Genomic DNA, 21,790 nt, shown 5'->3' on the forward strand with positions numbered 1-21,790 from the left:
ATGTCCGCTGCCGTCCAGACCCTGGACATTTCCCCCGTCGGCCGGGTCGAGGGCGACCTCGACGTCCGCGTCGACATTCAGGATGGCGTCGTCGTCAATGCCTGGACCTCGGCCGAACTGTTCCGCGGCTTCGAGATCATCCTGCGCGACAAGGACCCCCAGGCCGGCCTGGTGGTGACGCCGCGCGCCTGCGGCATCTGCGGCGCCTCGCATCTCACCTGCGCCGCCTGGGCGCTCGATACCGCGTGGCGCACCACGGTGCCGCGCAACGCCATCCTGGCCCGCAACCTCGGCCAGATCGTCGAAAGCATCCAGAGCCTGCCGCGCCACCACTACGGCCTGTTCATGATCGATTACACGAACAAGAACTACGCCTCCTCGCCCTTCTACGAAGAGGCGGTGAAACGCTGGGCGCCCTTCACCGGCACCAATTACGAGGTCGGCGTCACCATCTCGGGCCGGCCGGTCGAGATCTATGCCCTGCTCGGCGGGCAGTGGCCGCATTCGAGCTATATGGTGCCGGGCGGCGTGATGTGCGCGCCGACCCTGACCGACATCACCCGCGCCTGGTCGATCCTCGAACATTTCCGCCGCAACTGGATGGAGCCGATGTGGCTCGGCTGTTCGCTGGAACGCTACGAGGAGATCCGCTCCTACGATGATTTCATGGCCTGGCTGGACGAGCGGCCGGAACATGCCAATTCCGACCTCGGCCTGTTCTGGCGCATGAGCCTCGACATCGGCCTCGACAAATACGGCCGCGGCCACGGCCGCTATGTCTCCTGGGGTTACCTGCCGCACGAGGACAGGTACAACAAGCCGACGATCGAGAACCGCAACGCCTCGGTGATCATGAAGTCCGGCGTCTACGACGGCGCGGCAGACACCCACAAGCTGATGGACCAGTCCTTCACCCGCGAGGACGTCGGCCATGCCTGGTACGACGAGCCGGGCCACCTGCACCCTTTCGACCGCACGACCAAGGCGATCGCAAAGAACGACGTCGATCACGACGCCCGCTATTCCTGGTCGGTCGCCGTCACCCACGACCAGGACGGCCGCCTCGAGGCGGGGCCGCTGTCGCGCCAGCTCATCGCCGGCGGGCGCCACGGCGAAAGCTGGCAGCACTACGATCCCCTGGTCCTCGACATGTACAAGAAGATGGGCGGGGCCTCGGTCATGCTGCGCCATTTCGCCCGCATGCACGAGGGGGTGAAGCTCTACCGCGAGGCGGAGCGGATCCTGCGCGAATTCCGCCTGAAGGACAGCTGGTACGAAAAGCCGACCGAGCGCGACGGCCGGGGCTGGGGGGCGACCGAGGCCATCCGCGGTGCGCTCTGCCACTGGATCGAGGTCGAGAAGGGCAAGATCAAGAATTACCAGATCATCGCCCCGACCACCTGGAACGTCGGCCCCCGGTCGAACGACGGCAGCCGCGGCCCGATCGAGGAGGCGCTGATCGGCACGCCGATCGCCGATCCCCACGATCCGGTCGAGGTCGGCCACGTCTGCCGGTCCTACGACAGTTGCCTGGTCTGCACCGTGCATGCCCATGACGCGGCGACCGGCGAGCAACTGGCCGCGTTCCGCACCGCCTGATGCCATTGCAAGGGGAGGCCGGCCCCCGCCGGCCCCCCGGAAGACATGGGAAGGAGGATGTGGGGACATGACCGCGGGCGAAACCCAGGAACTGCTGAAGACCATCGCCGACATGCTGGGGAAGGGGCTTCGGACGGTGACCGAGCCCTTTCCCGAAACGGACAAGGAATTCGCCGACATCCTGGCGCAGCTGCGTGACCTCGAAGTGGACGACCTCGAGGGCAAGCTGGTGGTCAGCGGCTTCGTCGACCATCCGTTCGGGCCGGACCAGCAGCGCTGCATGGAATGCATGTATTACCTCGTCCACCGGCGCTGGTGCGACCTGCCCGAACTGGCGGTTCCGGTCGAACCCGACTGGTGGTGCCGGCTGTGGCGGATCTGACGGGGGCGGGCGATGGCGACACTTATGGCTCCCGTCTCGGCCGGCGACCTGCGCGCCCTGCTGGCCGGCGGCCTGGCGACCGAGGTCTTTCCCCGGGCCGACACGTCCGAGGATGTGCAGGCCGTGATCGGGCGCCTGCGCCGGGCCGGGGACGATCCCCGGGCAAAGCTGGTGATCGGCGGCTTCACCCTCGATCCGGTCGAACACGGCGGGATCGAGCAGGCCTGCGAGACCTGCATGTATTATCTCGTCCACCGGCGCTGGTGCGAATTGCCGGAACTGGACCTGCCGGTGGAACCGCAATGGTCCTGCCGGCTGTGGCGGATCTGAGCCCGGTGACGGCGGCGGTGATCGGCTGCGGCAACCCGAACCGGCGCGACGACGGCGCCGGGCCGGCGGTGATCGCCCGCCTGCGCCAGGCGGGCGTCGGCGGGGCCGGGCTGTTCGATGCCGGGACCGACGGCATGGCCGTGCTCTATGCCGCCCGGGGCTGCCGGCGCCTGATCATCGTCGATGCCGCGCGCACCGGTGCTGTGCCCGGTGCCATCTACGAGGTACCGGGCGAGATCCTGGCGGCGCCGCACCGCCCGGGCATGACCCTGCATGATTTCCGCTGGGACCACGCGCTTCACGCCGGGCGCAGGATCTACGGCGATCAGTTTCCGGGCGAGGTCACGGTCCTGCTGATCGAGGCGGGCGACCTCGATTTCGGCCTCGGCCTCACGCCCCCGGTGGCGACCGCGGTCGAGGCGGTGGCGACACGCATCGCCCGCCTGCTGGAGCCGGCACCGTGACCGCGCGCCTGACCCTGCGCCGGGGCAGCCTGTACCTGCCGGCCCCGGTCTATGATCGCTATTTCGCCGGCCTGTCGGCGGTCGTGCTGCTGCGCCGGGCGGACGGGCTCATGGTCCTGCCAGTCCGCTTTTCCGGGGGCGGGGGCTATCTGGTGAAACAGGTGAACGGTGCCGGCGACCGGGTGGTCGCGGCCGGCGATTTCTTCCGCGACCAGGGCCTGGACGACGGTACGGACCGCAGCTTCGAAGCGGTCTGGGACAGTGCGGACATGGCCCTGCGCATCGACGGGGCTTTCGCCGGCGTGGACAGCGTGCCGCAAACATGATTATCATAGTGACAAGAAAATATGCCATTCCAGGAATGGCCAGGGAGGACCGGCATGGCGCTCGATCAAAGCGATGATCAGGTGCGCGCGGCGCTGGCGGTGGCGGAAGATGCATCCGTCGCCCCGGCCGAACGGGCCGAAATGCTGATGGAAATCGCCATGGGCCTGCAACGCCGGCCGAAATCGGCGGAGGTGCTGCGCGCCGCGATCGATCTCTACGATCGTGCCCTGGCGCTGGCCGGCGATGGCGATCCGCTATTGCTGGCGCGGATCGGCGCGCGTCGCGGCACCGCGCTTCAGGCCCTGCCGGAGGCGGGAACCGCGGCCCTGGACGCGGCATGCCGGGCCTTCGAGGCCGTGATCCCGGTGCTGGCCCAGTTCGGCCGGCCGGAGGAAGTGGCCGAGGCGGAGATGAACCTCGGCGTGACCTTGCAGAACCTCGCCGGTGCCGGGCGGGCACGGATCACGGACGCCATCGCCGCCTACCAGCGGGCGCTACGCACCTTCGACCGCGGCCGCCATCCGGCCGAATTCGCCATCCTCCAGAACAATCTGGCGACGGCCTTCCTCTCCATTCCCATGGTCGACGAGCGTGCCCGCCTGCGCGAGGCGATGGCGGTCCAGGCCTTCGAGGAAGGACTCCGGGTGGTCAATATCGTCGACCATCCGGTGGAATATGCCATGTTGCAGAACAATCTCGGCAATGCGCTGCAATATGCCTCGTCGTCGCATGCGGTCGCCAACAATCTGCGCGCCCTCGATGCCTATGACGAGGCGCTGCGCGTCCGCACCCGCGCCGACATGCCGGGCGAATACGCCAATACGCTGGCGAACAAGGCCAATTGCCTGTGGAACCTGCCGGATGACCCCGAACATCCGGAAGACGGCAATCCGCGCAACCTGGCGCTGGCCCGCGCCGCCTATAGCGAAGCGCGGGAGGTTTTCGCGGCCCAGGGCGAGATGGACAAGGTCCGGATCGTCGCCGAAGCCTGCGTGCAGATCGAACGGGAAATGCTGACCGGCGCCGCGGGCGCCGGCGCCTGAACGGGGAGGGATGTTTCATGTTGCTCGGCATTTCCATCGTCGGTGCCCTTGCCGCCCTCGTCCTCGGCGCCCTGGGCGCAATGGCGGCGGGGGCGGCCAGCGGCGTCGCCATCGGCGGCAAGGACCTGGGGCGCGATCTTGCCGCCTTCATGGGCGGTTTCTACGGCCCCCTCGCCGGCGTGCCGGGGGTGGTGATCGCCCTCGTCGTCCTGGCCCTGATACTCTGAGGAGCGCGCGATGTGGGAAATGGCGAAAAGCTCGGTCGGGCGCTTCTTCGAGGGCACCTTGTTCGCGGATCCCCCTAAGGCCTACAGCCAGATGGCGATCGGCATCGGCGCCACGGCGGCGCTGGTCGTCCTGCTCGGCCTGATCGGGGCGCCGCTGTGGCTGGCGGGGCTTTGCGGCGGCGTCGCGGGCGGCGCGCTGCAACCCTATCTGTTCAAGAACCTGCGCTATCGCTGAGGCCCGGCCGATGAACGCCCTCTCGCCCACCCCGCGCGACGATCTGGCCGGCTTCGTCGGCGACATCGCGCGCTTGCAGGCGGTGGTCGAGAGCTGGGCGCCGGCCCAGCAGGGCGCGGTGCAGGCCCTGCGCCTTGCCGTCGAAGCCCTCCATGCCGAGGCGTTCCGCCGCCTGATCCGCGCGCTCCGCGAGGACGAGGCGGCGCTGGCCGCCCTAAAGGGGGCGCTGGGCGACGAGGTGATCTATGCCGTGCTGCGCCGCCTCGGCGTGGTCAAGGCCAGCCTGACCGAACGGGTGCAGGCGGCGCTCGATGAAATCCGCCCCATGCTCGCGGGCCACGGCGGCGACGTGGAACTGGTGGCGGTGCGCCCGCCGGCGATCGAGGTCCGCTTCCTCGGCGCCTGCGATCATTGCCCCGCTTCCGCCCTGACCTTCGAGGCCGGCGTGAGCAAGGCGGTGCAGGATGCCTGCCCCGAGATCACCGAGGTCATCCAGGCCAAGGGCAGCGGTGGGGGCGGGGGTGAGGGCTTGAGTTTCGTCAGCCCCTTCGCGGCCGCCGCGGTCGGCCACTGGCGGCCCGCCTGCGCGCTGGACGAGATTCCCGAAAACGGCCTGCACGCCCTGACCCTGGACGGCGAGCGGATCATCCTGTCGCGCCGGGGCGAGGCGGTCACCTGCTTCCAGAATGCCTGCGCCCATCTCGGCCTCGCGTTCGACGGCGGCACGGTGGCGGCGGGTATCCTCACCTGCCCCCATCACGGTTTCGACTACGATCTCGCCAGCGGCGAATGCCTGACCGCACCCGAGGTGCAATTGCTCGCCCATGGCGTCCGCGTCATCGGCGGCCGGGTCGAAGTGAGGCTGGCGCGATGACCCTCAGCGTCTCCCTGGCCAACCATCGCCTGCGCCGCACCGACCATGCGGCGCCCCGCGCCCTGCTGGCGGCGGCAGCCGCGGTCGTCCTCGGCGAGCAGGTGACGGCGGGGGCGCTGCCGCAGCCGATCGTGCCCGGCCCCGCCAGCCTGTTCGGCCCGCGCGGCGCCTGCCTTGCCGGGCCGGAGGGGCCGCTGGTGGTGGCGGATACCGGCCATCACCGCCTGCTGGTCTGGCGCCGGCGGCCGGCGGCGGACGGAACCCCTGCCGACCTTCTGATCGGCCAGCCCGATTTCGCTCGGGAAGGGCGGAATGCCAAGGGCCCGGCCGGTGCCGCCACCCTGAACGTGCCGACCGGCGTCGCCTTCGGCGCCGGCGTGCTGGCGGTGGCGGACGCCTGGAACCACCGGGTTCTCCTCTGGCACGGCGTTCCCGACCGGGACAACCGGCCGGCCGACGTCGTTCTCGGCCAGGCCGATGCCGCCGGCTGCCTGGCCAACCGGGGCGCCGACACGGCGGGGGCGGAGACGCTCAACTGGTGCTATGGCGTCGCCATCATCGACGGGCGCCTGTTCGTTGCCGATACCGGCAACCGCCGGGTGCTGGTGTTCGACGGCATCCCGACGCGCCACGGCCAGGCCGCCGACCTCGTGCTCGGCCAGGGCGATTTCACCCGGCGGGACGAGAATGCGGGGGCGGCCGCCGGGCCGGCCGGCATGCGCTGGCCCCATGCGGTCGCGGGGCTCTGCGGCGGCCTGCTGGTCGCCGATGCCGGCAACAACCGGGTGATGGTGTGGGACCGGCTGCCGGACCGCCCGGGCGCCCCTTGCGATGCGGTGATCGGCCAGGGCGACATGGTCTCGGTCGATCACAATCGCGCCGCCTATTTCCCGACCGCGGACAGCCTGAACATGCCCTATGGCCTCGCCGTCCTGGGCGAGACCCTGGTGGTGGCGGACACGGCCAATTCCCGCCTGCTCGGCTTTCCGCGGGCGGGCGGCGCGGCGGTGGCCCTGGCCGGCCAGCCCGGTTTCGGCGACAAGGGCGACAACCGCTGGGGCCTTGCCGCGCGCGACAGCCTGTGCTGGCCCTATAATATCGCCGCCACCGGCGAAACCTTGGTGGTTGCGGATTCCGGCAACAACCGGATCCTCCTGTGGGAGGCGGCGCCATGACCGAGGCGCGCAGCCTGGCGATCCGCGTGCGCGGCCGGGTCCAGGGGGTCGGCTTCCGGCCCACGGTCTGGCGTCTGGCCCGCGACCTCGGGCTTGCCGGCGATGTCCTGAACGATGCCGACGGCGTGCTGATCCGGGTTGCCGGCAAGGCCGAGGCGATCGACGCGCTGATCGGCCGCCTGCGCCGAGAACCGCCGCCGCTCGCCCGTATCGACGCGATCGAGACCCAGGCGATCGCCCCCTTCGCCGCCGACGATTTCCGCGTCGCCGACAGCCTGCCCGGCCTGACCCAGACCGAGGTGGCGCCGGATGCGGTCGCTTGCGCCGCCTGCGCGGCCGAGGTGGGCGATCCCTTCGCCCGCCGCTTCCGCTATCCCTTCACCAATTGCACCCATTGCGGGCCGCGCTTCTCGATCGTCCACGGCATTCCCTACGACCGGGCGGCCACCACCATGGCGCCCTTCGCGCTCTGCCCGGCCTGCAGGAGCGAATACGACGATCCGGCCGACCGCCGCTTCCACGCCGAACCCATCGCGTGCCATGCCTGCGGGCCCCGGGCCCGGCTGATCCGGCTGGACGGGCGCGCCGTCCATTTCGAGCAATATTCGATGCTGGACGAGGTCGATGCCGTCTGCACCCTGTTGCAGCGGGGCGAGATCGTCGCCATCAAGGGCCTTGGCGGCTATCACCTCGCCTGCGATGCGACGCGGGGCGACGTGGTCGCGGCGCTGCGCGAGCGGAAGCGCCGCGATGCCAAGCCCTTCGCCCTGATGGCGCGGGACATCGGCATCATCCGCCGCTTCGCCGAAGTCGATGCGACCGCCGAAGCCCTGCTGCGCAGTCCGGCCGGGCCGATCGTCCTGCTGCCCGCGACAGGCCCGGCGCGCCTGCCCGATGCGGTGGCGCCGGGCCTCGGCCTGCTCGGCTTCATGCTGCCGACGACGCCGCTGCATCACCTGATCCTGAAGCGGATGGACCGGCCGGTGGTGATGACCAGCGGCAACCTGTCCAGCGAACCCCAGGTGACCGACGAGGCGGGCCTGCGGGCACACCTGACCGGCATCGCCGGCTTCGCCCTGGTCCACGACCGCGCGATCGCCAACCGCATCGACGATTCCGTGGTCCGCGTGATCGACGGCGCGCCCCGCGTGCTGCGCCGCGCCCGGGGTTACGCGCCCGCCGCCTTCGCCCTGCCGCCCGGTTTCGAGGGGGCGCCGCCGGTGCTCGCCCTCGGCGGCGAGTTGAAGGCGACCTTCTGCCTGGCGCGGGGGGCGGAGGCGGTCCTGTCCCAGCACATGGGCGACCTCGAAGATGCGGCGACCGACGACGACTATCGCCGCAACCTCGCCCTTTACGAGACGCTTTACGACCATGCGCCGCGGGTGATCGCCGTCGACCGCCATCCCGATTACATATCGGCCAAATACGGCCGGGCGCGGGCGGCGCGGGACGGGCTGGCCCTGGTCGAAGTGCAGCACCACCATGCCCATGTCGCCGCCTGCCTGGCGGAAAACCGCCGGCCGCTGGCGGCGCCGCCCGTCCTCGGCATCGTCGCGGACGGGCTTGGTTACGGCGGCGACGACACGCTCTGGGGCGGGGAATTCCTGCTGGCCGATTATCGCGGCTATCGGCGCCTCGGCACCATGAAACCGGTGGCGATGCCGGGCAACGCCATGGCATCGCGTGAGCCGTGGCGCAATCTCTATGCCCATCTGATGGCGGAAATCGGCTGGCCGGGTTTCGCGATGAATTGCCGCGACCTGCCGCTTTACGAGTTTCTGGCGGAAAAGCCGCGCGCCACCTTCGATGCCATGATCCGGGACGGGCGTTTCGCGCCCCGGGCCTCCTCCTGCGGGCGGCTGTTCGATGCGGTCGCCGCCGCCCTCGACCTCTGCCGCGAGCGCCAGTCCTACGAAGGCCAGGCGGCGATGCAACTCGAGGCGATCGTCGACCGCGAAGCCCTGGCGGACGAGGGCGACGACCTTGCCTATCCCTTCGCCCTGCCGCGCCTCGGCGGCAGCGGCCTGCCCTATATCGAGCCCTGGGCCATGTGGCAGGCCTTGCTCGGCGATCTGGTCCTGGCGACGCCGCCCGCGGTGATCGCGGCCCGCTTCCACCGCGGGCTGGCCAATGCCATGGTCGCGATGGCGGTGCAATTGCGCGGCGATCCCGCGGCGGCCCTGTTCGATACGGTCGTCCTCAGCGGCGGCTGCTTCCAGAATGCGACCCTGTTCACCCTGGTCGCGCGCGGCCTGGAACGGGCCGGGTTCACCCTTCTTTCCCACCGCGAAGTGCCGGCCAATGACGGCGGCCTAGCCCTTGGCCAGGCCGTCATCGCCCTGGCCGCAACCGCAGGAGCAGGGCCATGTGCCTCGGCATTCCCGGCCGCATCGTAGCGATCGACGACCCCCAGCGCCGGCTGGCCACCGTCGACGTCGCGGGCGTGCGCCGGCAGATCAATATCGCCTGTATCGTCGACGAGGCGCATCCGCCCGAAGCCTGCATCGGCGACTGGGTTCTGGTCCATGTCGGTTTCGCCATGAGCCGGATCGACGAGGCCCAGGCGGCGGAAACCCTGCGCATCCTGGCGGAACTCGGCGAGGCGCAGGAAGAGATCGCGGCCATGCGCCGCTCGGTGGTGTCATGACCGGCGCCTCGGACCTGCAAAGCCTCTATCCCTTCCTGCACGGCAAGGCGCAGGACCCGGCCCGGCTTGCCGACGGCCTCGCCGCCTCGATCACGGAAAAGGCGCGGGAATCGCGGGCGACCAACGAGCGCTTCTTCACCGAACAGGGCCCGGCGCTGCTGGCCGCGGCCCGCGCCCTGGCCGGCGTCTACCGCCGGGGCGGGCGGCTGTTCACCATGGGCAACGGCGGCTCGTCCTGCGACGCGGCGCATCTCGCGGTCGAATTCCTGCATCCGGTCACCGCCGGCCGGCCGGCCCTGGCGGCATCCAATCTCGGTGCCGACCTCGCGCAGATGACGGCGGTCGGCAATGACGTCGGCTTCGGCCATGTCTTCGTCCGCGCGCTGGGTGCCCAGGCGCGGCGGGGCGATGCGCTTGCCGGTTTCTCGACCAGCGGCAATTCGGAAAACCTGCTCGCCGCCTTCGCCCGGGCGCGCGAGATCGGCCTCGTCACCATCGGCTTTACCGGCGGCAACGGCGGGCGCATGGCGGCCTCGGGCCTGCTCGACCATGCCCTGGTCGTGCCCGCCGCTTCGATCCATCGTATCCAGGAATGTCACGTGACCGCTTACCATATCCTGTGGGACCTGACCCACAGCCTGCTGGCGGACGACCGCGGCTCGGCCGCCGGGGAGGAACGGGAATGAAATATGTCGACGAATTCCGCGACCGCGAGAAGGCGGAAGCGCTGATCCGCGAAATCACCGCGGTGGTGCGGGAGATCGACAGCGCCCGCCACCGCCCGCTGAACATCATGGAAGTCTGCGGCGGCCACACCCATTCGATCTTCCGCTACGGCCTCGAAGGCATGCTGCCGAAGGAGATCGAGCTGATCCACGGCCCCGGCTGCCCGGTCTGCGTGCTGCCCATGGGACGGGTCGACGATTGCGTCGCCATCGCCGAACGGCCGGAAGTGATCTTCACCACCTTCGGCGACGCCATGCGCGTGCCCGGCTCGCGCAAGAGCCTGATGCAGGCCAAGGCCGAGGGCGCCGACGTGCGCATGGTCTATTCCCCCCTCGACGCCCTGGCGCTGGCCCGCCGCCACCCCGACCGCGAGGTGGTGTTCTTCGCCCTCGGCTTCGAGACCACCATGCCCTCGACCGCGCTGACCGTCCTTCAGGCCGAGGCGGAGGGGATCGGGAATTTCACCCTGTTCTGCAACCACATCACCATCGTGCCGACGATCAAGGCCATTCTCGACAGCCCGGACCTGCAACTCGATGGGTTTCTCGGGCCGGGCCATGTCTCCATGGTCACCGGCACCGCGCCCTATCAGTTCATCGCCCGGCACTATGGGCGTCCCCTGGTGGTCGCCGGCTTCGAGCCTTTGGACATCCTGCACGGGATCTGGATGGTGCTGAAGCAGATCCGCGACGGCCGGGCCGAGGTCGAGAACCAATATGCCCGCATCGTGCCCGATGCCGGCAATGCCGCGGCGCTGGCCGCGGTCGGCCGGGTCTACGAATTGCGCGAATTCTTCGAATGGCGGGGCCTCGGCTCCATCGATCATTCGGGGGTGCGCCTGCGCGAAGCCTATGCCCGTTTCGATGCCGAACGGCGCTTCGCCATTCCGAATGTGACCATCGCCGATCCTTCGTCGTGCCAATGCGGCGAAGTGCTGAAGGGCGTGATCAAGCCCTGGCAATGCAAGATGTTCGGCACCGACTGCAACCCGGAAACGCCGCTCGGCGCGCTCATGGTCTCGTCCGAGGGGGCCTGCGCCGCCCATTACCAATATGGCGGCATCCAGCGTCAGCGGGGGGTGGCATGAGCGCCGTCGTCCGGTTGAAGCCCCGCGCCCTCGGCCGCCTTCAGGTCGCCAAGGTGACGCTGGCCCATGGCGGCGGCGGCAAGGCGATGAAGGACCTGATCGACGATGTCTTCGTCTCGGCCTTCGACAACGACCTGCTTGCCCCGCTCGAGGATCAGGCGCGGCTGGACCTGGCCGGTCTCGCCGCCCATGGCGACCGGCTGGCCATGACCACCGACGGTTACGTCGTCGATCCCCTGTTCTTTCCGGGCGGCGATATCGGCAAGCTGGCGATCTGCGGCACGGTGAACGACCTTGCGGTCGGCGGCGCGGTTCCCCTTTATCTCTCCTGTGCCGTGGTGATCGAGGAGGGGATGGCGGTCGAGGACCTGCGCGCCATCGCCCGCTCCATGGCGGAAACCGCCCGGGCCGCCCGGGTTTCCATCGTCACCGGCGATACCAAGGTGGTGCCGCGCGGCGCCTGCGACAAGATCTTCATCACCACCACCGGGATCGGCGTCATCCGCAAGGGGGTGGAGATCGGTGCCGCCCGCGCCCGGATTGGCGACGTCGTGCTGGTCAACGGCCGCCTGGGCGACCATGGCGCCGCCATCCTCTGCGCCCGGGGCGACATGGCGCTGGAAAGCCCGGTGGAAAGCGATTGCGCCGCCCTGCACGGCATGATCGCCGATCTTCTCGCCGCCGTGCCGGGGGTGCGCTTCCTGCGCGATGCGACCCGGGGCGGCATCGCCACCGTGCTGAACGAATTGGCCGCGGCGTCCGAGGTCGCGATCGAGATCGACGAGCGGGCGACGCCGATTGCTGAGGGGGTGCGCGGCTTCTGCGAAATCCTGGGGCTCGATCCGCTCTATCTCGCCAATGAAGGCAAGATCGTGATTGCCGTCGCGCCCGAGGATGCGGAAGGCGCGCTTGCGGCCTTGCGCGCCCATCCCCTGGGGCGGGACGCCTGCGCCATCGGCCGCGTGACCGCGGGCGAGCCGGGGCGGGTGACCATGAACACGGTCTTCGGCGGCCGGCGCATCGTCGACATGCTGGTCGGCGAACAATTGCCGCGCATCTGCTAGGGGCCGGCAATGCATGAGCTGAGCATCACCCGCAACATCGTCGCCATCGTGGGCGAGGCGGCGAAGGGCCGCCCGGTCGGCACGGTGACGCTCGAGATCGGCATGCTCAGCGGCGTCCTGGCCGAGGCGATCGCCTTCTGCTTCGAGATCGTCGCCGAGGGCACGGCGGCGGAAGGCGCGCGGCTCGATATCCGGCAGGTGCCGGGCCGGGCGCGCTGCGGCGATTGCGGGCAGGAATTCGACACGCCCGACCTGTTCACGCCCTGTCCCTGCGGGTCGCGCAACGTTACCAGGATCGCGGGCGAGGAATTGAAGATCCGATCAATCGAACTGAAGGAGACGGCCTGATGTGCACGGTTTGCGGATGTTCCAGCGGCGCCACGGTCACGATCACGGACCTGAGCCACGATCACGGTCACCATCACGACCATGACCATGGCCACGGCCACCACCACCATGACCACGGCCATCATCACGATCACGATCACCACCATGATCACGATCATGCCCCTGACGACGGCCTTCTCGCCCTCGAAGCCAGGGTCCTGGCCAAGAACGATGCCCTGGCGGAGCGCAACCGGGCATGGTTCGCGGGGCGCGAGATCCTGGCCCTGAACCTCGTCTCGTCGCCCGGTGCCGGCAAGACTAGCCTGCTCGAACGTACGATCCGCGACCTTGGCCGCGACCTGGCGCTCTATGTCATCGAGGGCGATCAGGCGACGGCCAACGATGGCGAGCGCATTCGCGCCGCCGGCGCCCCGGTGGTGCAGGTCAATACCGGCACCGGCTGCCATCTCGAGGCGGAGATGATCGCCCGCGGTCTGGCCGAATTGCGCCCGGCGGCCGGTTCGGTGGTCATGATCGAGAATGTCGGCAATCTCGTCTGCCCGGCGCTGTTCGATCTGGGCGAGCGGGCGAAAGTGGCGGTCCTGTCGGTGACGGAGGGGGAGGACAAGCCCCTGAAGTATCCCCATATGTTCCGTGCCGCCAGCCTGATGATCCTGAACAAGATCGATCTTCTGCCCTATGTCGATTTCGACGTCGGCAAGGCGATCGCCCATGCCCGCACGGTCAATCCGCGGATCGAGGTGCTGCGCCTTTCGGTGCGCAGCGGCGAAGGGCTGGCGGATTGGTACGACTGGCTGCGCGATCAGGCGGCTTCGACGCGCGATGCCGCCTTCGGCACCGCCGCCGTCTCAGCGCAGCCGTGAGACGGCAATGATATCGGGCAGGAAATCGCCGCCCCGTTCGATCAGGAAATCGATCAGGGCGCGGGCGGCGGGCACCGGCCGGCGCTGGCCGAGATGAACGACATGCCATTGCCGCACCACCGGCAGGCCCTTGACGTCGAGGGCGACGAGGCGGCCGTCCGCCAGTTCGGCGCCGACCGTATGGCCCGAGAGAAAGGCGATGCCGAGGCAGGCGATCACCGCCTGCTTGATCGTCTCGTTGCTGTCGATCTGCATGCCGATCACCGGATCGATCTGGGTGCGGGAAAAGAAGCGTTCCATCAGGCCGCGGGTGCCGCTGCCCGGCTCGCGCACCAGGAAGATTTCCTCGCCGAGCAGCCGGGGCGGGATGTCGGCCCGGCCGGCCAGGGGATGGCTGGGCGCGGCGATGATCAGGTGGGGGTGATCGCCGATCACTTCCGCCTCGACGTCGAGTTCGACCGGCGGCCGCCCCATGATCGCGACATCGATCTCGAAATGCTCCAGGCCCTTCAGGATCGCCGCCCGGTTGCCGACGGAAAGCCGCAATTGGATGCCCGGATGGCGCTGGCGGAAGGCGGCCAGCGCCTGCGGCGCGAAATATTTGGCGGTCGAGACGACGCCGATCGAAACCGTGCCCTTGTCGGCCCCGGCCAGGCCCGACAGGACCGCCGCGCAATCGGCCAGCGCCGCCTCGATCCGCTCGATGGTGGCGACCACTTCGCGGCCCGCGTCCGTCACCGTCATCTCGCCGCCGCGCCGTTCGATCAGGGCCAGGTCGACGAGATCCTGCAATTGCTGCACCTGCATGGTCACGGCCGGCGGCGTCACGCCCAGCGCATTGGCCGCGCGTGTGACCGAGCCGGTCCTGACCACGGCGGCGAATGCGCGCAATTGACGCAGGGTGGCGTGCTGCAGTTCCATGACCGGCGGATTTCCTCGATATTCAATATTTCTGAACGATAACCTAACTATTATAAAATTCCCTGAATTCAATCAATTGCCGATCCTCCTTCCGAGACGCCGGTGCAGCGCCGGCGCAACAAGGAAGCGGAGCCTGCCTGTCGGGCCCCGAGGGAGAGGATGCGGCCGATGCGGGCGATACTGACGGATCATCAGATCCTGCTCGAACATTATCTCGACGACTATGCCGGTAAGGACAACCAGCAGGCCGCGGCCGTTGCCGCGACGGTGCTGGCGCTTGCCGGGGCGGGGCGCCAGCTGGCGGCCCTGGTCGCGCTCGGTCCCCTGGCCGGGGCCATGGCGGCGCTGCGCTGCGGCGAACGCTTCGGCGACAGCCAGAAGGAATTGGACCTGCGTTCCCATGATCTCGTCGTCGAGCATCTGGCGGCGGCGCCGGTCGCCATCGTCGGCTCGGAAGAGGCGGACGAGGCCCTGGTGCTCGACGCCGCGGCCCCCCTCGCGGTCGCCGTCGATCCCCTGGACGGCTCGTCGAACATCGAGACCAACGCGCCGATCGGCACCATTTTCTCCATCTATCCGGTGGGCGAGGCGCTGGACAGGGCGCTGCTCCAGCCCGGCTCGGCGCAGCTTGCCGCCGGCCTCATCATCTATGGGCCGCAGACCCTGCTGGTCCTGACCGTCGGGCGCGGCACCAGCGTCTTCGTGCTCGATCCGCGCAGCGGCGACTTCGCCCTGGCGACCGCCGCCGCCGCCGTGCCCGCCCGCACCCGGGAATATGCCATCAACGCCTCGAACCAGCGCCACTGGGACGGCGCCATCAAGCGTTACATCGGCGATTGCCAGAAGGGCGCCGAGGGGCCCCGCGGCCTCGATTTCAACACCCGCTGGGTCGCGTCCATGGTCGCCGACGCCTATCGCATCCTGGTCCGCGGCGGCATCTATCTCTACCCGGGCGATGACCGCGCCGGTTACCGCGAGGGCCGCCTGCGCCTGGTCTATGAGGCCAACCCGATCGCCTTCCTGATGGAACAGGCGGGCGGCGCCGCGACCGACGGCCGCGGGCGCATTCTCGACATCGCGCCGCGCACGCTGCACCAGCGCGTTCCCCTGGTCTTCGGCTCGGCGGACGAGGTCGCCCATGTCGCGCGCTATCACAGCGATGCCTTCGCCGGGGGCGACGACTCGCCGCTCTTCGGCGACCGCAGCCTGTTCCGGGCCTGAGGGAGACGGCGATGTCGACCCGCTATCCGATCATCTCCGTCACCGGTTCGTCCGGGGCCGGCACCACCTCGGTCCGCAATACCTTCGTGCAGATCTTCCGGCGCGAGGGGATCGCCGCCGCCTATATCGAGGGCGACGCCTTTCATCGCTACGACCGCAAGGGCATGCGCCAGCAGATGGCCCAGGCCGCGGCCGCCGGCAATCCGAACTTCAGCCACTTCGGGCCCGAGGCCAACCTCCTGCAGGAACTCGAGGCGGTGTTCTCGGAATATGGCGACCAAGGCACCGGCCGCACCCGCCATTACATCCACGACGATCAGGAGGCGGCGACCTATGGCGGCGAGCCGGGCACCTTCACCGACTGGGAGCTGCTGCCGAACGAAAGCGACCTGCTGTTCTACGAGGGCCTGCACGGCGCCGCCGCCGGCGACGGCCTGGACCTTGCCCGTTACGGCGACCTGAAGATCGGCGTCGTGCCCGTGATCAACCTCGAATGGATCCAGAAGATCCACCGCGACCGTGCGACCCGCGGCTATTCGACCGAGGCGGTGATGGACACGATCCTGCGCCGCATGCCGGACTATGTGCATTACATCTGCCCGCAGTTCGCCCGCACCGACATCAATTTCCAGCGCGTGCCCACGGTCGATACCTCCAATCCCTTCATCGCCCGCTCGATCCCGACGCCGGATGAATCGATGGTGGTGATCCGCTTCGCCAATCCGCGCGGCATCGACTTCCCCTACCTGCTCGCGATGATCGCCGGCAGTTTCATGTCCCGCGCCAATTCGATCGTCATTCCCGGCAACAAGCTGGACCTCGGCATGCAGCTGATCCTGACGCCGATGATCCTGCAGCTGATGCAGCGCAAGAGGAGGGCGGCATGACCATCGCCACCACCAGCGATACGCCCGTCGTGGCCAATCTCGCCGATATGGCCAATGCCATCCGCGTGCTGGCGATGGATGCGGTCGAGAAGGCGGCGTCCGGCCATCCCGGCATGCCCATGGGCATGGCCGATGTCGCCACCGTGCTGTTCTCGCGCTTCCTGAAGTTCGATCCGGCCGAACCCGAATGGCCCGACCGCGACCGTTTCGTCCTCTCCGCCGGGCACGGCTCGATGCTGCTCTATGCCCTGCTGCATCTGACCGGCTATCCGGGGATGACCGCCGCGGAACTGGCCCGGTTCCGGCAATGGGGGGCGCTGACCGCCGGCCATCCGGAATACGGCCATACCCCGGGGGTGGAGACGACCACCGGGCCGCTCGGTGCCGGGATCGCCACCGCGGTCGGCATGGCGCTGGCAGAAGAGATGCAGCGCGCCCGCTTCGGCCGCGGCTTCGCCGATCACCACACCTATGTGATCGCCGGCGACGGCTGCCTGATGGAGGGGATTTCCCACGAGGCGATTTCGCTGGCCGGGCATCTGCGCCTGTCGCGGCTGATCGTGCTCTTCGACGACAACGGCATTTCGATCGACGGCGCCGTCACCCTGTCCTGTTCCGACGACCAATTGGCCCGCTTCCGCGCCAGCAATTGGTCGGTCGAGGCGATCGACGGCCACGACCTCGCGGCGATCGAGGCGGCCCTGGTCCGGGCCCGCGCCGGCGACCGGCCCAGCCTGATCGCCTGCCGCACCGTGATCGGCCGCGGTGCGCCGACCAAGGCCGGCAGCGCCGCCACCCATGGCGCGCCCCTCGGGGCCGAGGAAATCGCCGCGACGCGCGAAGCCTTCGGCTGGCAGGCGCCGCCCTTCGTCGTCCCTGATCACATCAAGGCCGCCTGGGCCCAGGTCGGCCGGCGCGGCCAGGCGGCGCGTGCGGCCTGGGGCCGGCGGCTGTCCTCCGCCCCCGAGGCGCAGCGCCATGCCTTCCTCGACAGCCTGTCGCCCCTGGTGCCGCAGGCGGCGTTCGAAGCCCTACACCTGCTGCGCGCCAGCTTCATCGCGGCAGGCACCAAGATTGCCACCCGGCAGGCGTCGCAGCGGGCGATCGCCGCACTCCTGCCGGTCATGCCCACGCTGGCCGGCGGCTCGGCGGATCTCACCCATTCCAACCTGACCCAGGGCCACGGCCAGCCGGCGGTGCAGCCGCGTGATTTCGCCGGTTCCTATATCCACTTCGGCATCCGCGAGCATGCCATGGTCTCGGCCCTGAACGGCATGGCGTTGCACGGCGGCTTCGTGCCCTATGGCGGCACCTTCCTGGTCTTTGCCGATTACTGCCGCCCGGCCATCCGCCTGGCCGCCCTGATGGGGCTGCGCGTCATCCTGGTGATGACGCACGACTCGATCGGCCTCGGCGAGGACGGCCCGACCCATCAGCCGGTCGAACATCTGGCCGCCTATCGGGCGATCCCCAATCTGCTCGTGCTGCGGCCGGCGGATGCGGCCGAAACCGCCGAATGCTGGGCCATCGCCCTCGCGGAGGAACGCCGGCCGTCGCTGCTGGCGCTGAGCCGGCAGGCATTGCCCTGCCTGCCCCACGACCCGGCCCTGAGCAAGGCCGCGCGCGGCGCCTATGTCCTGCGCGAGGCGGCGGGGGACCGTCAGCTGACCCTGATGGCCAGCGGTTCCGAAGTGGCGATCGTGCTTGAAGCGGCCGATGCCCTGGCGGCCGAGGGGCTTCGCGTCGCGGTCGTCTCGATCCCCTGTTTCGAGCGTTTCGCGGAACAGCCGGCGGAATATCGCGCCGAGGTGCTGGGCAATGCGCCGCGCATCGGCGTCGAGGCGGCGATCGAAAGCGTCGAATGGCGCCGGCTGCTCGGCGACGGGGGGATCTTCATCGGCATGACGTCTTTCGGCGCTTCGGCCCCGGCGGGCGTTCTCTATCAGGAATTCGGGATTACGGCCGGGGCGGTGATCGCTGCCGCGCGCCGCTTGGTCGGGGGGGCATGAGCATGACGGCAAGAGTGGCGATCAATGGCTTCGGCCGCATCGGGCGCAATGTGTTGCGCGCCCTCATCGACAGCGGCCGGGACGATATCGAGGTGGTGACCATCAACGACCTCGGCCCGGTCGAGACCAGCGCCCACCTGCTGCGCTACGATTCGATCCACGGCCGCTTTCCCGGCACCATCGAGGTGGCGGAACGCGATCTCGTCGTCGCCGGCCGGCGCATCGCCGTCACCCAATGCCTGAAGCCGGCGGACCTCCGCCATGGCGCCCTGGGCATCGACATCGTCTTCGAATGCACCGGCCTGTTCACCACGCGGGACAAGGCCTCGGTCCATCTCGACCAGGGCGCGCAGCGGGTGCTGGTCTCGGCGCCGGTCGACGATGCCGATGTCACCATCGTCTACGGCGTGAACCACGACAAGCTGCGGCCGGAACATAGGATCGTCTCCAACGCCTCCTGCACCACCAATTGCCTGGCGCCGCTGGCGCGGGTGCTGAACGAGGCGGTGGGCATCGAGCGCGGCTTCATGACCACGGTCCATTCCTATACCAACGACCAGCCGTCGCTGGACCAGATGCACCGCGACCTCTATCGCTCGCGGGCGGCGGCCCTGTCCATGATCCCGACGGCGACCGGCGCCGCCCGGGCGGTCGGCCTCGTCCTGCCGGAATTGAAGGGGCGGCTCGACGGCGTCGCCATCCGGGTGCCGACGCCCAATGTCTCGGCGGTCGACCTGAAATTCGTCACCACCCGGCCGACCACCGTGGCCGAGGTGAACGAGGCGCTGAAGGCCGCCGCCGCCGGCCCGTTGAAGGGCATCCTGGCGGTGACCGAGGCGCCCAATGTCTCGATCGATTTCAACCAGGACCCGGCCTCTTCGACCGTCGCCCTCGACCAGACCAAGGTGATGGACGGCAGCCTCGTCCGCGTCTTGTCGTGGTACGACAACGAGTGGGGTTTCTCCAACCGCATGAACGATACCGGCGCCGCCATGGCCCGCCTGCTCGACCGGGTGGCGGCATGAGCGGGGCGGCGGCAAGCCCGGCGCCGGGCAACCGCCGGTTTCCCGGCGTTGCCGGTCTCGGCCCCCTGCACGGGCGCCGGGTGCTGGTCCGCGCCGATCTCAACGTGCCCTTGCGCGACGGCGCGGTGAGTGATGCCAGCCGTCTCGAAGCCCTGGTGCCGACGCTGAACCACCTGCGCGAGCGCGGCGCCCGCATCGCCATCCTGTCCCACTTCGGCCGGCCGAAGGGACATGACCCGGCGCTCAGCCTGCGGCCGGTGGCGCCGGCGCTCGGCGCCTGCTGGGGCGCCGAGATCGGCTTCGCCGAGGATTGCATCGGCCCCGCCGCCGACCAGGCGATCCGCGCCCTGCCGCCGGGCGGCGCCGTGGTGCTGGAAAACACCAGGTTCCACCCCGGCGAGGAAGCGAATGATCCCGCTTTCGCCGATGCCCTGGCGCGTCTCGGCGATGCCTATGTGAACGACGCCTTTTCCGCCGCGCACCGCGCCCATGCCTCGACCGAGGGGCTGGCGCGGCGGCTGCCGGCGGTGGCGGGCCTTGCCTTGCAGGCGGAGCTGGACGCGCTCGAAGCGGCGCTCGGCTCGCCGGTGCGGCCGGTGGCGGCGGTGGTCGGCGGGGCCAAAGTGTCGTCGAAGCTGGATATTCTCGGCAATCTTATCGGCCGGGTGGATACGCTCGTCATCGGCGGCGGCATGGCCAATACCTTTCTCTTCGCGGAAGGGCGGGCCATCGGCAAGAGCCTGGCCGAACGGGACCTGGCGGAAACCGCCCGCGCCATCCTCGGCCGCGCCAAGGCCGCGGGGACCGAGATCCTGCTGCCCATCGATGTCGTGGTCGCGGAAAAATTCGAAGCCCATGCGCCGTCGGCGATCGTTGCGGCGGATGCGGTGCCGCCGGGGGCGATGATCCTCGACCTCGGGCCGCAATCGGTGGCGCGCATCGCCGGCGCCCTCGGCCGGGCGCGGACGGTGGTGTGGAACGGTCCGCTCGGCGCTTTCGAGCTTGCCCCCTTCGATGCCGCGACCAAGGCGGCGGCGGGGGAAGTGGCCCGTCTCACCCGGGCCGGCCAGCTGCTTTCGGTCGCCGGCGGCGGCGATACGCTCGCCGCCCTCAACCGGGCGATGGCCGCCCGCGACTTTTCCTTCGTTTCGACCGCCGGCGGCGCCTTCCTCGAATGGCTGGAAGGCAAGGCGCTGCCCGGGATCGACGTTCTTCTCTCGCCGCGTTTCTAGGAGGCGCTGTCATGGCACGCATCACCCTTCGCCAATTGCTGGACGACGCCGCCGAACATGGTTACGGCGTCCCGGCCTTCAACATCAACAATATGGAGCAGCTGCTGGCGATCATGGCGGCGGCCGGCGCGGTGGATGCGCCGGTGATCGTCCAGGCCTCGCGCGGGGCGCGGTCCTATGCCGGCGACACCATGCTCGCCCGCATGGTCGATGCCGCCGAAGCCATGTATCCGGCGATCCCGATCTGCCTGCACCAGGACCACGGCAACGACGAGACCACCTGCTTCTCGGCGATCCAGATGGGCTTCACCAGCGTCATGATGGACGGCTCCCTGGAGGCGGACGCGAAGACCCCGGCCAGTTACGCCTATAATGTCGCGGTCACGGAACGGGTGACGACGCTCGCCCACAAGGTCGGCGTCTCGGTCGAGGGCGAACTCGGCGTGCTCGGCAGCCTCGAAACCGGCAAGGGCGAGGCGGAGGACGGCCACGGCACCGACCAGACCCTGTCCCACGACCAGCTCCTGACCGATCCCGAGCAGGCGGTCGCCTTCGTCGCCGCGACCGGGGTCGATGCCCTGGCGATCGCCATGGGCACCTCCCACGGCGCCTATAAATTCTCGCGGAAGCCCGACGGCGAGATCCTGGCCATGCATGTGGTGAAGGCGATCCACGAAAAGATGCCGGGGCTGCACCTCGTCATGCACGGCTCGTCCAGCGTGCCCGAGGAATTGCAGGAGCGCTTCAACCGCTATGGCGGCGCCATGCCGACCACTTTCGGCGTACCGATCGAGGAGATCCAGCGCGGCATCCGCTATGGCGTGCGCAAGATCAATATCGATACCGACTGCCGCCTGGCCATGGCGGCGGAGATGCGCCGCGTCGCGACCGAGAACCCGGCGGAATTCGACCCGCGCAAATTCCTGAAGCCCGCCATGGATGCGCTGGTGGGTCTGTGCCGCGACCGTTTCGAAGCCTTCGGCGCCGCGGGCAACGCCAGCCGCATCAAGACCCTGCCGCTGGCGGCCATGGCCCGCCGCTACCAGAGCGGCAGCCTGCGCCCCAAGGACAAACTGCCTGTCGCGGTCTGACGAACACCATAGC

General features: G+C 69.4%; 24 protein-coding genes. 23 read left to right on the forward strand and 1 reads right to left on the reverse strand.

All coding sequences use genetic code 11. The features are described from left to right. The 17 genes from DKG75_RS00630 (at position 1) to hypB (ending at position 13,391) form a co-directional block, all read left to right on the forward strand. Complete coding sequence (locus DKG75_RS00630) at positions 1 to 1,599, forward strand: nickel-dependent hydrogenase large subunit (protein WP_109919146.1); 1,599 nt, start codon at positions 1 to 3, stop codon at positions 1,597 to 1,599. A gap of 67 nt (positions 1,600 to 1,666) precedes the next feature. Next, on the forward strand, positions 1,667 to 1,981 hold the full coding sequence (locus tag DKG75_RS00635) for a hypothetical protein (protein WP_109919147.1): 315 nt from the start codon (positions 1,667 to 1,669) through the stop codon (positions 1,979 to 1,981). A gap of 12 nt (positions 1,982 to 1,993) precedes the next feature. Next, positions 1,994 to 2,311 carry a hypothetical protein gene (locus tag DKG75_RS00640; RefSeq protein WP_109919148.1) on the forward strand — a complete coding sequence of 106 codons (318 nt, stop codon included), beginning with the start codon at positions 1,994 to 1,996 and terminating at the stop codon, positions 2,309 to 2,311. Next, entirely contained in the window at positions 2,284 to 2,775 is a 492-nt protein-coding gene (locus tag DKG75_RS00645; protein ID WP_109919149.1) for a hydrogenase maturation protease, read from the forward strand. The genes DKG75_RS00640 and DKG75_RS00645 overlap by 28 nt, the downstream gene beginning before the upstream one ends. Then, positions 2,772 to 3,101 (forward strand): hypothetical protein, encoded by a 330-nt coding sequence (locus tag DKG75_RS00650; RefSeq protein ID WP_208112028.1) that lies wholly within the window; start codon positions 2,772 to 2,774, stop codon positions 3,099 to 3,101. Before DKG75_RS00645 ends, DKG75_RS00650 begins: the two co-directional genes overlap by 4 nt. A gap of 54 nt (positions 3,102 to 3,155) precedes the next feature. After that, complete coding sequence (locus tag DKG75_RS00655) at positions 3,156 to 4,145, forward strand: serine/threonine-protein kinase (protein WP_109919150.1); 990 nt, start codon at positions 3,156 to 3,158, stop codon at positions 4,143 to 4,145. A 17-nt stretch (positions 4,146 to 4,162) separates the two neighbouring features. Then, positions 4,163 to 4,372 (forward strand): hypothetical protein, encoded by a 210-nt coding sequence (locus tag DKG75_RS00660; protein ID WP_109919151.1) that lies wholly within the window; start codon positions 4,163 to 4,165, stop codon positions 4,370 to 4,372. Positions 4,373 to 4,391: 19 nt separating this feature from the next. Then, entirely contained in the window at positions 4,392 to 4,607 is a 216-nt protein-coding gene (locus tag DKG75_RS00665; RefSeq protein ID WP_208112027.1) for a hypothetical protein, read from the forward strand. A 10-nt stretch (positions 4,608 to 4,617) separates the two neighbouring features. After that, on the forward strand, positions 4,618 to 5,481 hold the full coding sequence (locus DKG75_RS00670; protein WP_109920092.1) for a NifU family protein: 864 nt from the start codon (positions 4,618 to 4,620) through the stop codon (positions 5,479 to 5,481). Then, positions 5,478 to 6,656 (forward strand): NHL repeat-containing protein, encoded by a 1,179-nt coding sequence (locus DKG75_RS00675; protein WP_208112026.1) that lies wholly within the window; start codon positions 5,478 to 5,480, stop codon positions 6,654 to 6,656. Before DKG75_RS00670 ends, DKG75_RS00675 begins: the two co-directional genes overlap by 4 nt. Further along, entirely contained in the window at positions 6,653 to 9,052 is a 2,400-nt protein-coding gene (gene hypF, locus DKG75_RS00680; RefSeq protein WP_243746502.1) for a carbamoyltransferase HypF, read from the forward strand. The genes DKG75_RS00675 and hypF overlap by 4 nt, the downstream gene beginning before the upstream one ends. Further along, on the forward strand, positions 9,022 to 9,303 hold the full coding sequence (locus DKG75_RS00685) for a HypC/HybG/HupF family hydrogenase formation chaperone (protein ID WP_109919155.1): 282 nt from the start codon (positions 9,022 to 9,024) through the stop codon (positions 9,301 to 9,303). Before hypF ends, DKG75_RS00685 begins: the two co-directional genes overlap by 31 nt. Then, positions 9,300 to 9,989 (forward strand): D-sedoheptulose-7-phosphate isomerase, encoded by a 690-nt coding sequence (locus DKG75_RS00690; protein WP_109919156.1) that lies wholly within the window; start codon positions 9,300 to 9,302, stop codon positions 9,987 to 9,989. The genes DKG75_RS00685 and DKG75_RS00690 overlap by 4 nt, the downstream gene beginning before the upstream one ends. Continuing rightward, entirely contained in the window at positions 9,986 to 11,116 is a 1,131-nt protein-coding gene (gene hypD, locus DKG75_RS00695) for a hydrogenase formation protein HypD (RefSeq protein ID WP_109919157.1), read from the forward strand. The genes DKG75_RS00690 and hypD overlap by 4 nt, the downstream gene beginning before the upstream one ends. Next, the gene (hypE, locus tag DKG75_RS00700) at positions 11,113 to 12,180 is read left to right on the forward strand and encodes a hydrogenase expression/formation protein HypE (protein ID WP_109919158.1); all 1,068 of its coding nucleotides are present in this window, start codon (positions 11,113 to 11,115) and stop codon (positions 12,178 to 12,180) included. Before hypD ends, hypE begins: the two co-directional genes overlap by 4 nt. Positions 12,181 to 12,189: 9 nt before the next feature. Next, complete coding sequence (locus tag DKG75_RS00705; RefSeq protein WP_109919159.1) at positions 12,190 to 12,528, forward strand: hydrogenase maturation nickel metallochaperone HypA/HybF; 339 nt, start codon at positions 12,190 to 12,192, stop codon at positions 12,526 to 12,528. Then, entirely contained in the window at positions 12,528 to 13,391 is an 864-nt protein-coding gene (gene hypB / locus DKG75_RS00710) for a hydrogenase nickel incorporation protein HypB (RefSeq protein WP_109919160.1), read from the forward strand. The genes DKG75_RS00705 and hypB overlap by 1 nt, the downstream gene beginning before the upstream one ends. Here the strand turns inward: hypB and DKG75_RS00715 are convergent. Further along, a complete protein-coding gene (locus tag DKG75_RS00715) occupies positions 13,377 to 14,312 on the reverse strand; it encodes a LysR family transcriptional regulator (RefSeq protein WP_243746501.1) in 936 nt (311 codons plus the stop codon). The two genes, hypB and DKG75_RS00715, sit on opposite strands and share 15 nt — an antisense overlap. 168 nt (positions 14,313 to 14,480) lie before the next feature. Here DKG75_RS00715 and DKG75_RS00720 point away from each other — a divergent pair, with 168 nt between their 5' ends. Genes DKG75_RS00720 through fba form a run of 6 tightly spaced genes read left to right on the forward strand, consistent with a single transcriptional unit; the run spans position 14,481 to position 21,777 of the window. After that, complete coding sequence (locus DKG75_RS00720; RefSeq protein ID WP_109919161.1) at positions 14,481 to 15,533, forward strand: class 1 fructose-bisphosphatase; 1,053 nt, start codon at positions 14,481 to 14,483, stop codon at positions 15,531 to 15,533. Between the two features lie 11 nt (positions 15,534 to 15,544). Beyond that, a complete protein-coding gene (locus DKG75_RS00725; RefSeq protein WP_109919162.1) occupies positions 15,545 to 16,420 on the forward strand; it encodes a phosphoribulokinase in 876 nt (291 codons plus the stop codon). Further along, on the forward strand, positions 16,417 to 18,429 hold the full coding sequence (gene tkt, locus DKG75_RS00730) for a transketolase (protein WP_109919163.1): 2,013 nt from the start codon (positions 16,417 to 16,419) through the stop codon (positions 18,427 to 18,429). The genes DKG75_RS00725 and tkt overlap by 4 nt, the downstream gene beginning before the upstream one ends. A 2-nt stretch (positions 18,430 to 18,431) precedes the next feature. After that, complete coding sequence (gap, locus tag DKG75_RS00735; protein ID WP_109919164.1) at positions 18,432 to 19,454, forward strand: type I glyceraldehyde-3-phosphate dehydrogenase; 1,023 nt, start codon at positions 18,432 to 18,434, stop codon at positions 19,452 to 19,454. Further along, positions 19,451 to 20,686 (forward strand): phosphoglycerate kinase, encoded by a 1,236-nt coding sequence (locus tag DKG75_RS00740; protein ID WP_109919165.1) that lies wholly within the window; start codon positions 19,451 to 19,453, stop codon positions 20,684 to 20,686. Before gap ends, DKG75_RS00740 begins: the two co-directional genes overlap by 4 nt. Positions 20,687 to 20,697: 11 nt before the next feature. Beyond that, complete coding sequence (gene fba / locus DKG75_RS00745; RefSeq protein ID WP_109919166.1) at positions 20,698 to 21,777, forward strand: class II fructose-bisphosphate aldolase; 1,080 nt, start codon at positions 20,698 to 20,700, stop codon at positions 21,775 to 21,777. Positions 21,778 to 21,790 lie beyond the last annotated feature (13 nt).

The organism is Zavarzinia compransoris (genome assembly GCF_003173055.1).
GTDB classification, from domain to species: Bacteria; Pseudomonadota; Alphaproteobacteria; order Zavarziniales; family Zavarziniaceae; genus Zavarzinia; species Zavarzinia compransoris.

Excerpts from the sequence above, each read along its gene's own strand:
- DKG75_RS00690 (WP_109919156.1), top strand. The coding sequence starts at position 9,300 with ATGACCGGCGCCTCGGACCTGCAAAGCCTCTATCCCTTCCTGCACGGC.
- DKG75_RS00635 (WP_109919147.1), top strand. The coding sequence starts at position 1,667 with ATGACCGCGGGCGAAACCCAGGAACTGCTGAAGACCATCGCCGACATG.
- hypB (WP_109919160.1), top strand. The coding sequence starts at position 12,528 with ATGTGCACGGTTTGCGGATGTTCCAGCGGCGCCACGGTCACGATCACG.
- DKG75_RS00725 (WP_109919162.1), top strand. The coding sequence starts at position 15,545 with ATGTCGACCCGCTATCCGATCATCTCCGTCACCGGTTCGTCCGGGGCC.
- DKG75_RS00655 (WP_109919150.1), top strand. The coding sequence starts at position 3,156 with ATGGCGCTCGATCAAAGCGATGATCAGGTGCGCGCGGCGCTGGCGGTG.
- DKG75_RS00630 (WP_109919146.1), top strand. The coding sequence starts at position 1 with ATGTCCGCTGCCGTCCAGACCCTGGACATTTCCCCCGTCGGCCGGGTC.
- DKG75_RS00640 (WP_109919148.1), top strand. The coding sequence starts at position 1,994 with ATGGCGACACTTATGGCTCCCGTCTCGGCCGGCGACCTGCGCGCCCTG.
- gap (WP_109919164.1), top strand. The coding sequence starts at position 18,432 with ATGACGGCAAGAGTGGCGATCAATGGCTTCGGCCGCATCGGGCGCAAT.
- DKG75_RS00685 (WP_109919155.1), top strand. The coding sequence starts at position 9,022 with ATGTGCCTCGGCATTCCCGGCCGCATCGTAGCGATCGACGACCCCCAG.
- hypE (WP_109919158.1), top strand. The coding sequence starts at position 11,113 with ATGAGCGCCGTCGTCCGGTTGAAGCCCCGCGCCCTCGGCCGCCTTCAG.
- DKG75_RS00705 (WP_109919159.1), top strand. The coding sequence starts at position 12,190 with ATGCATGAGCTGAGCATCACCCGCAACATCGTCGCCATCGTGGGCGAG.
- tkt (WP_109919163.1), top strand. The coding sequence starts at position 16,417 with ATGACCATCGCCACCACCAGCGATACGCCCGTCGTGGCCAATCTCGCC.
- DKG75_RS00670 (WP_109920092.1), top strand. The coding sequence starts at position 4,618 with ATGAACGCCCTCTCGCCCACCCCGCGCGACGATCTGGCCGGCTTCGTC.
- fba (WP_109919166.1), top strand. The coding sequence starts at position 20,698 with ATGGCACGCATCACCCTTCGCCAATTGCTGGACGACGCCGCCGAACAT.
- DKG75_RS00720 (WP_109919161.1), top strand. The coding sequence starts at position 14,481 with ATGCGGGCGATACTGACGGATCATCAGATCCTGCTCGAACATTATCTC.
- DKG75_RS00715 (WP_243746501.1), bottom strand. The coding sequence starts at position 14,312 with ATGGAACTGCAGCACGCCACCCTGCGTCAATTGCGCGCATTCGCCGCC.
- DKG75_RS00740 (WP_109919165.1), top strand. The coding sequence starts at position 19,451 with ATGAGCGGGGCGGCGGCAAGCCCGGCGCCGGGCAACCGCCGGTTTCCC.
- hypD (WP_109919157.1), top strand. The coding sequence starts at position 9,986 with ATGAAATATGTCGACGAATTCCGCGACCGCGAGAAGGCGGAAGCGCTG.
- DKG75_RS00645 (WP_109919149.1), top strand. The coding sequence starts at position 2,284 with ATGGTCCTGCCGGCTGTGGCGGATCTGAGCCCGGTGACGGCGGCGGTG.
- hypF (WP_243746502.1), top strand. The coding sequence starts at position 6,653 with ATGACCGAGGCGCGCAGCCTGGCGATCCGCGTGCGCGGCCGGGTCCAG.
- DKG75_RS00675 (WP_208112026.1), top strand. The coding sequence starts at position 5,478 with ATGACCCTCAGCGTCTCCCTGGCCAACCATCGCCTGCGCCGCACCGAC.
- DKG75_RS00660 (WP_109919151.1), top strand. The coding sequence starts at position 4,163 with ATGTTGCTCGGCATTTCCATCGTCGGTGCCCTTGCCGCCCTCGTCCTC.
- DKG75_RS00665 (WP_208112027.1), top strand. The coding sequence starts at position 4,392 with ATGGCGAAAAGCTCGGTCGGGCGCTTCTTCGAGGGCACCTTGTTCGCG.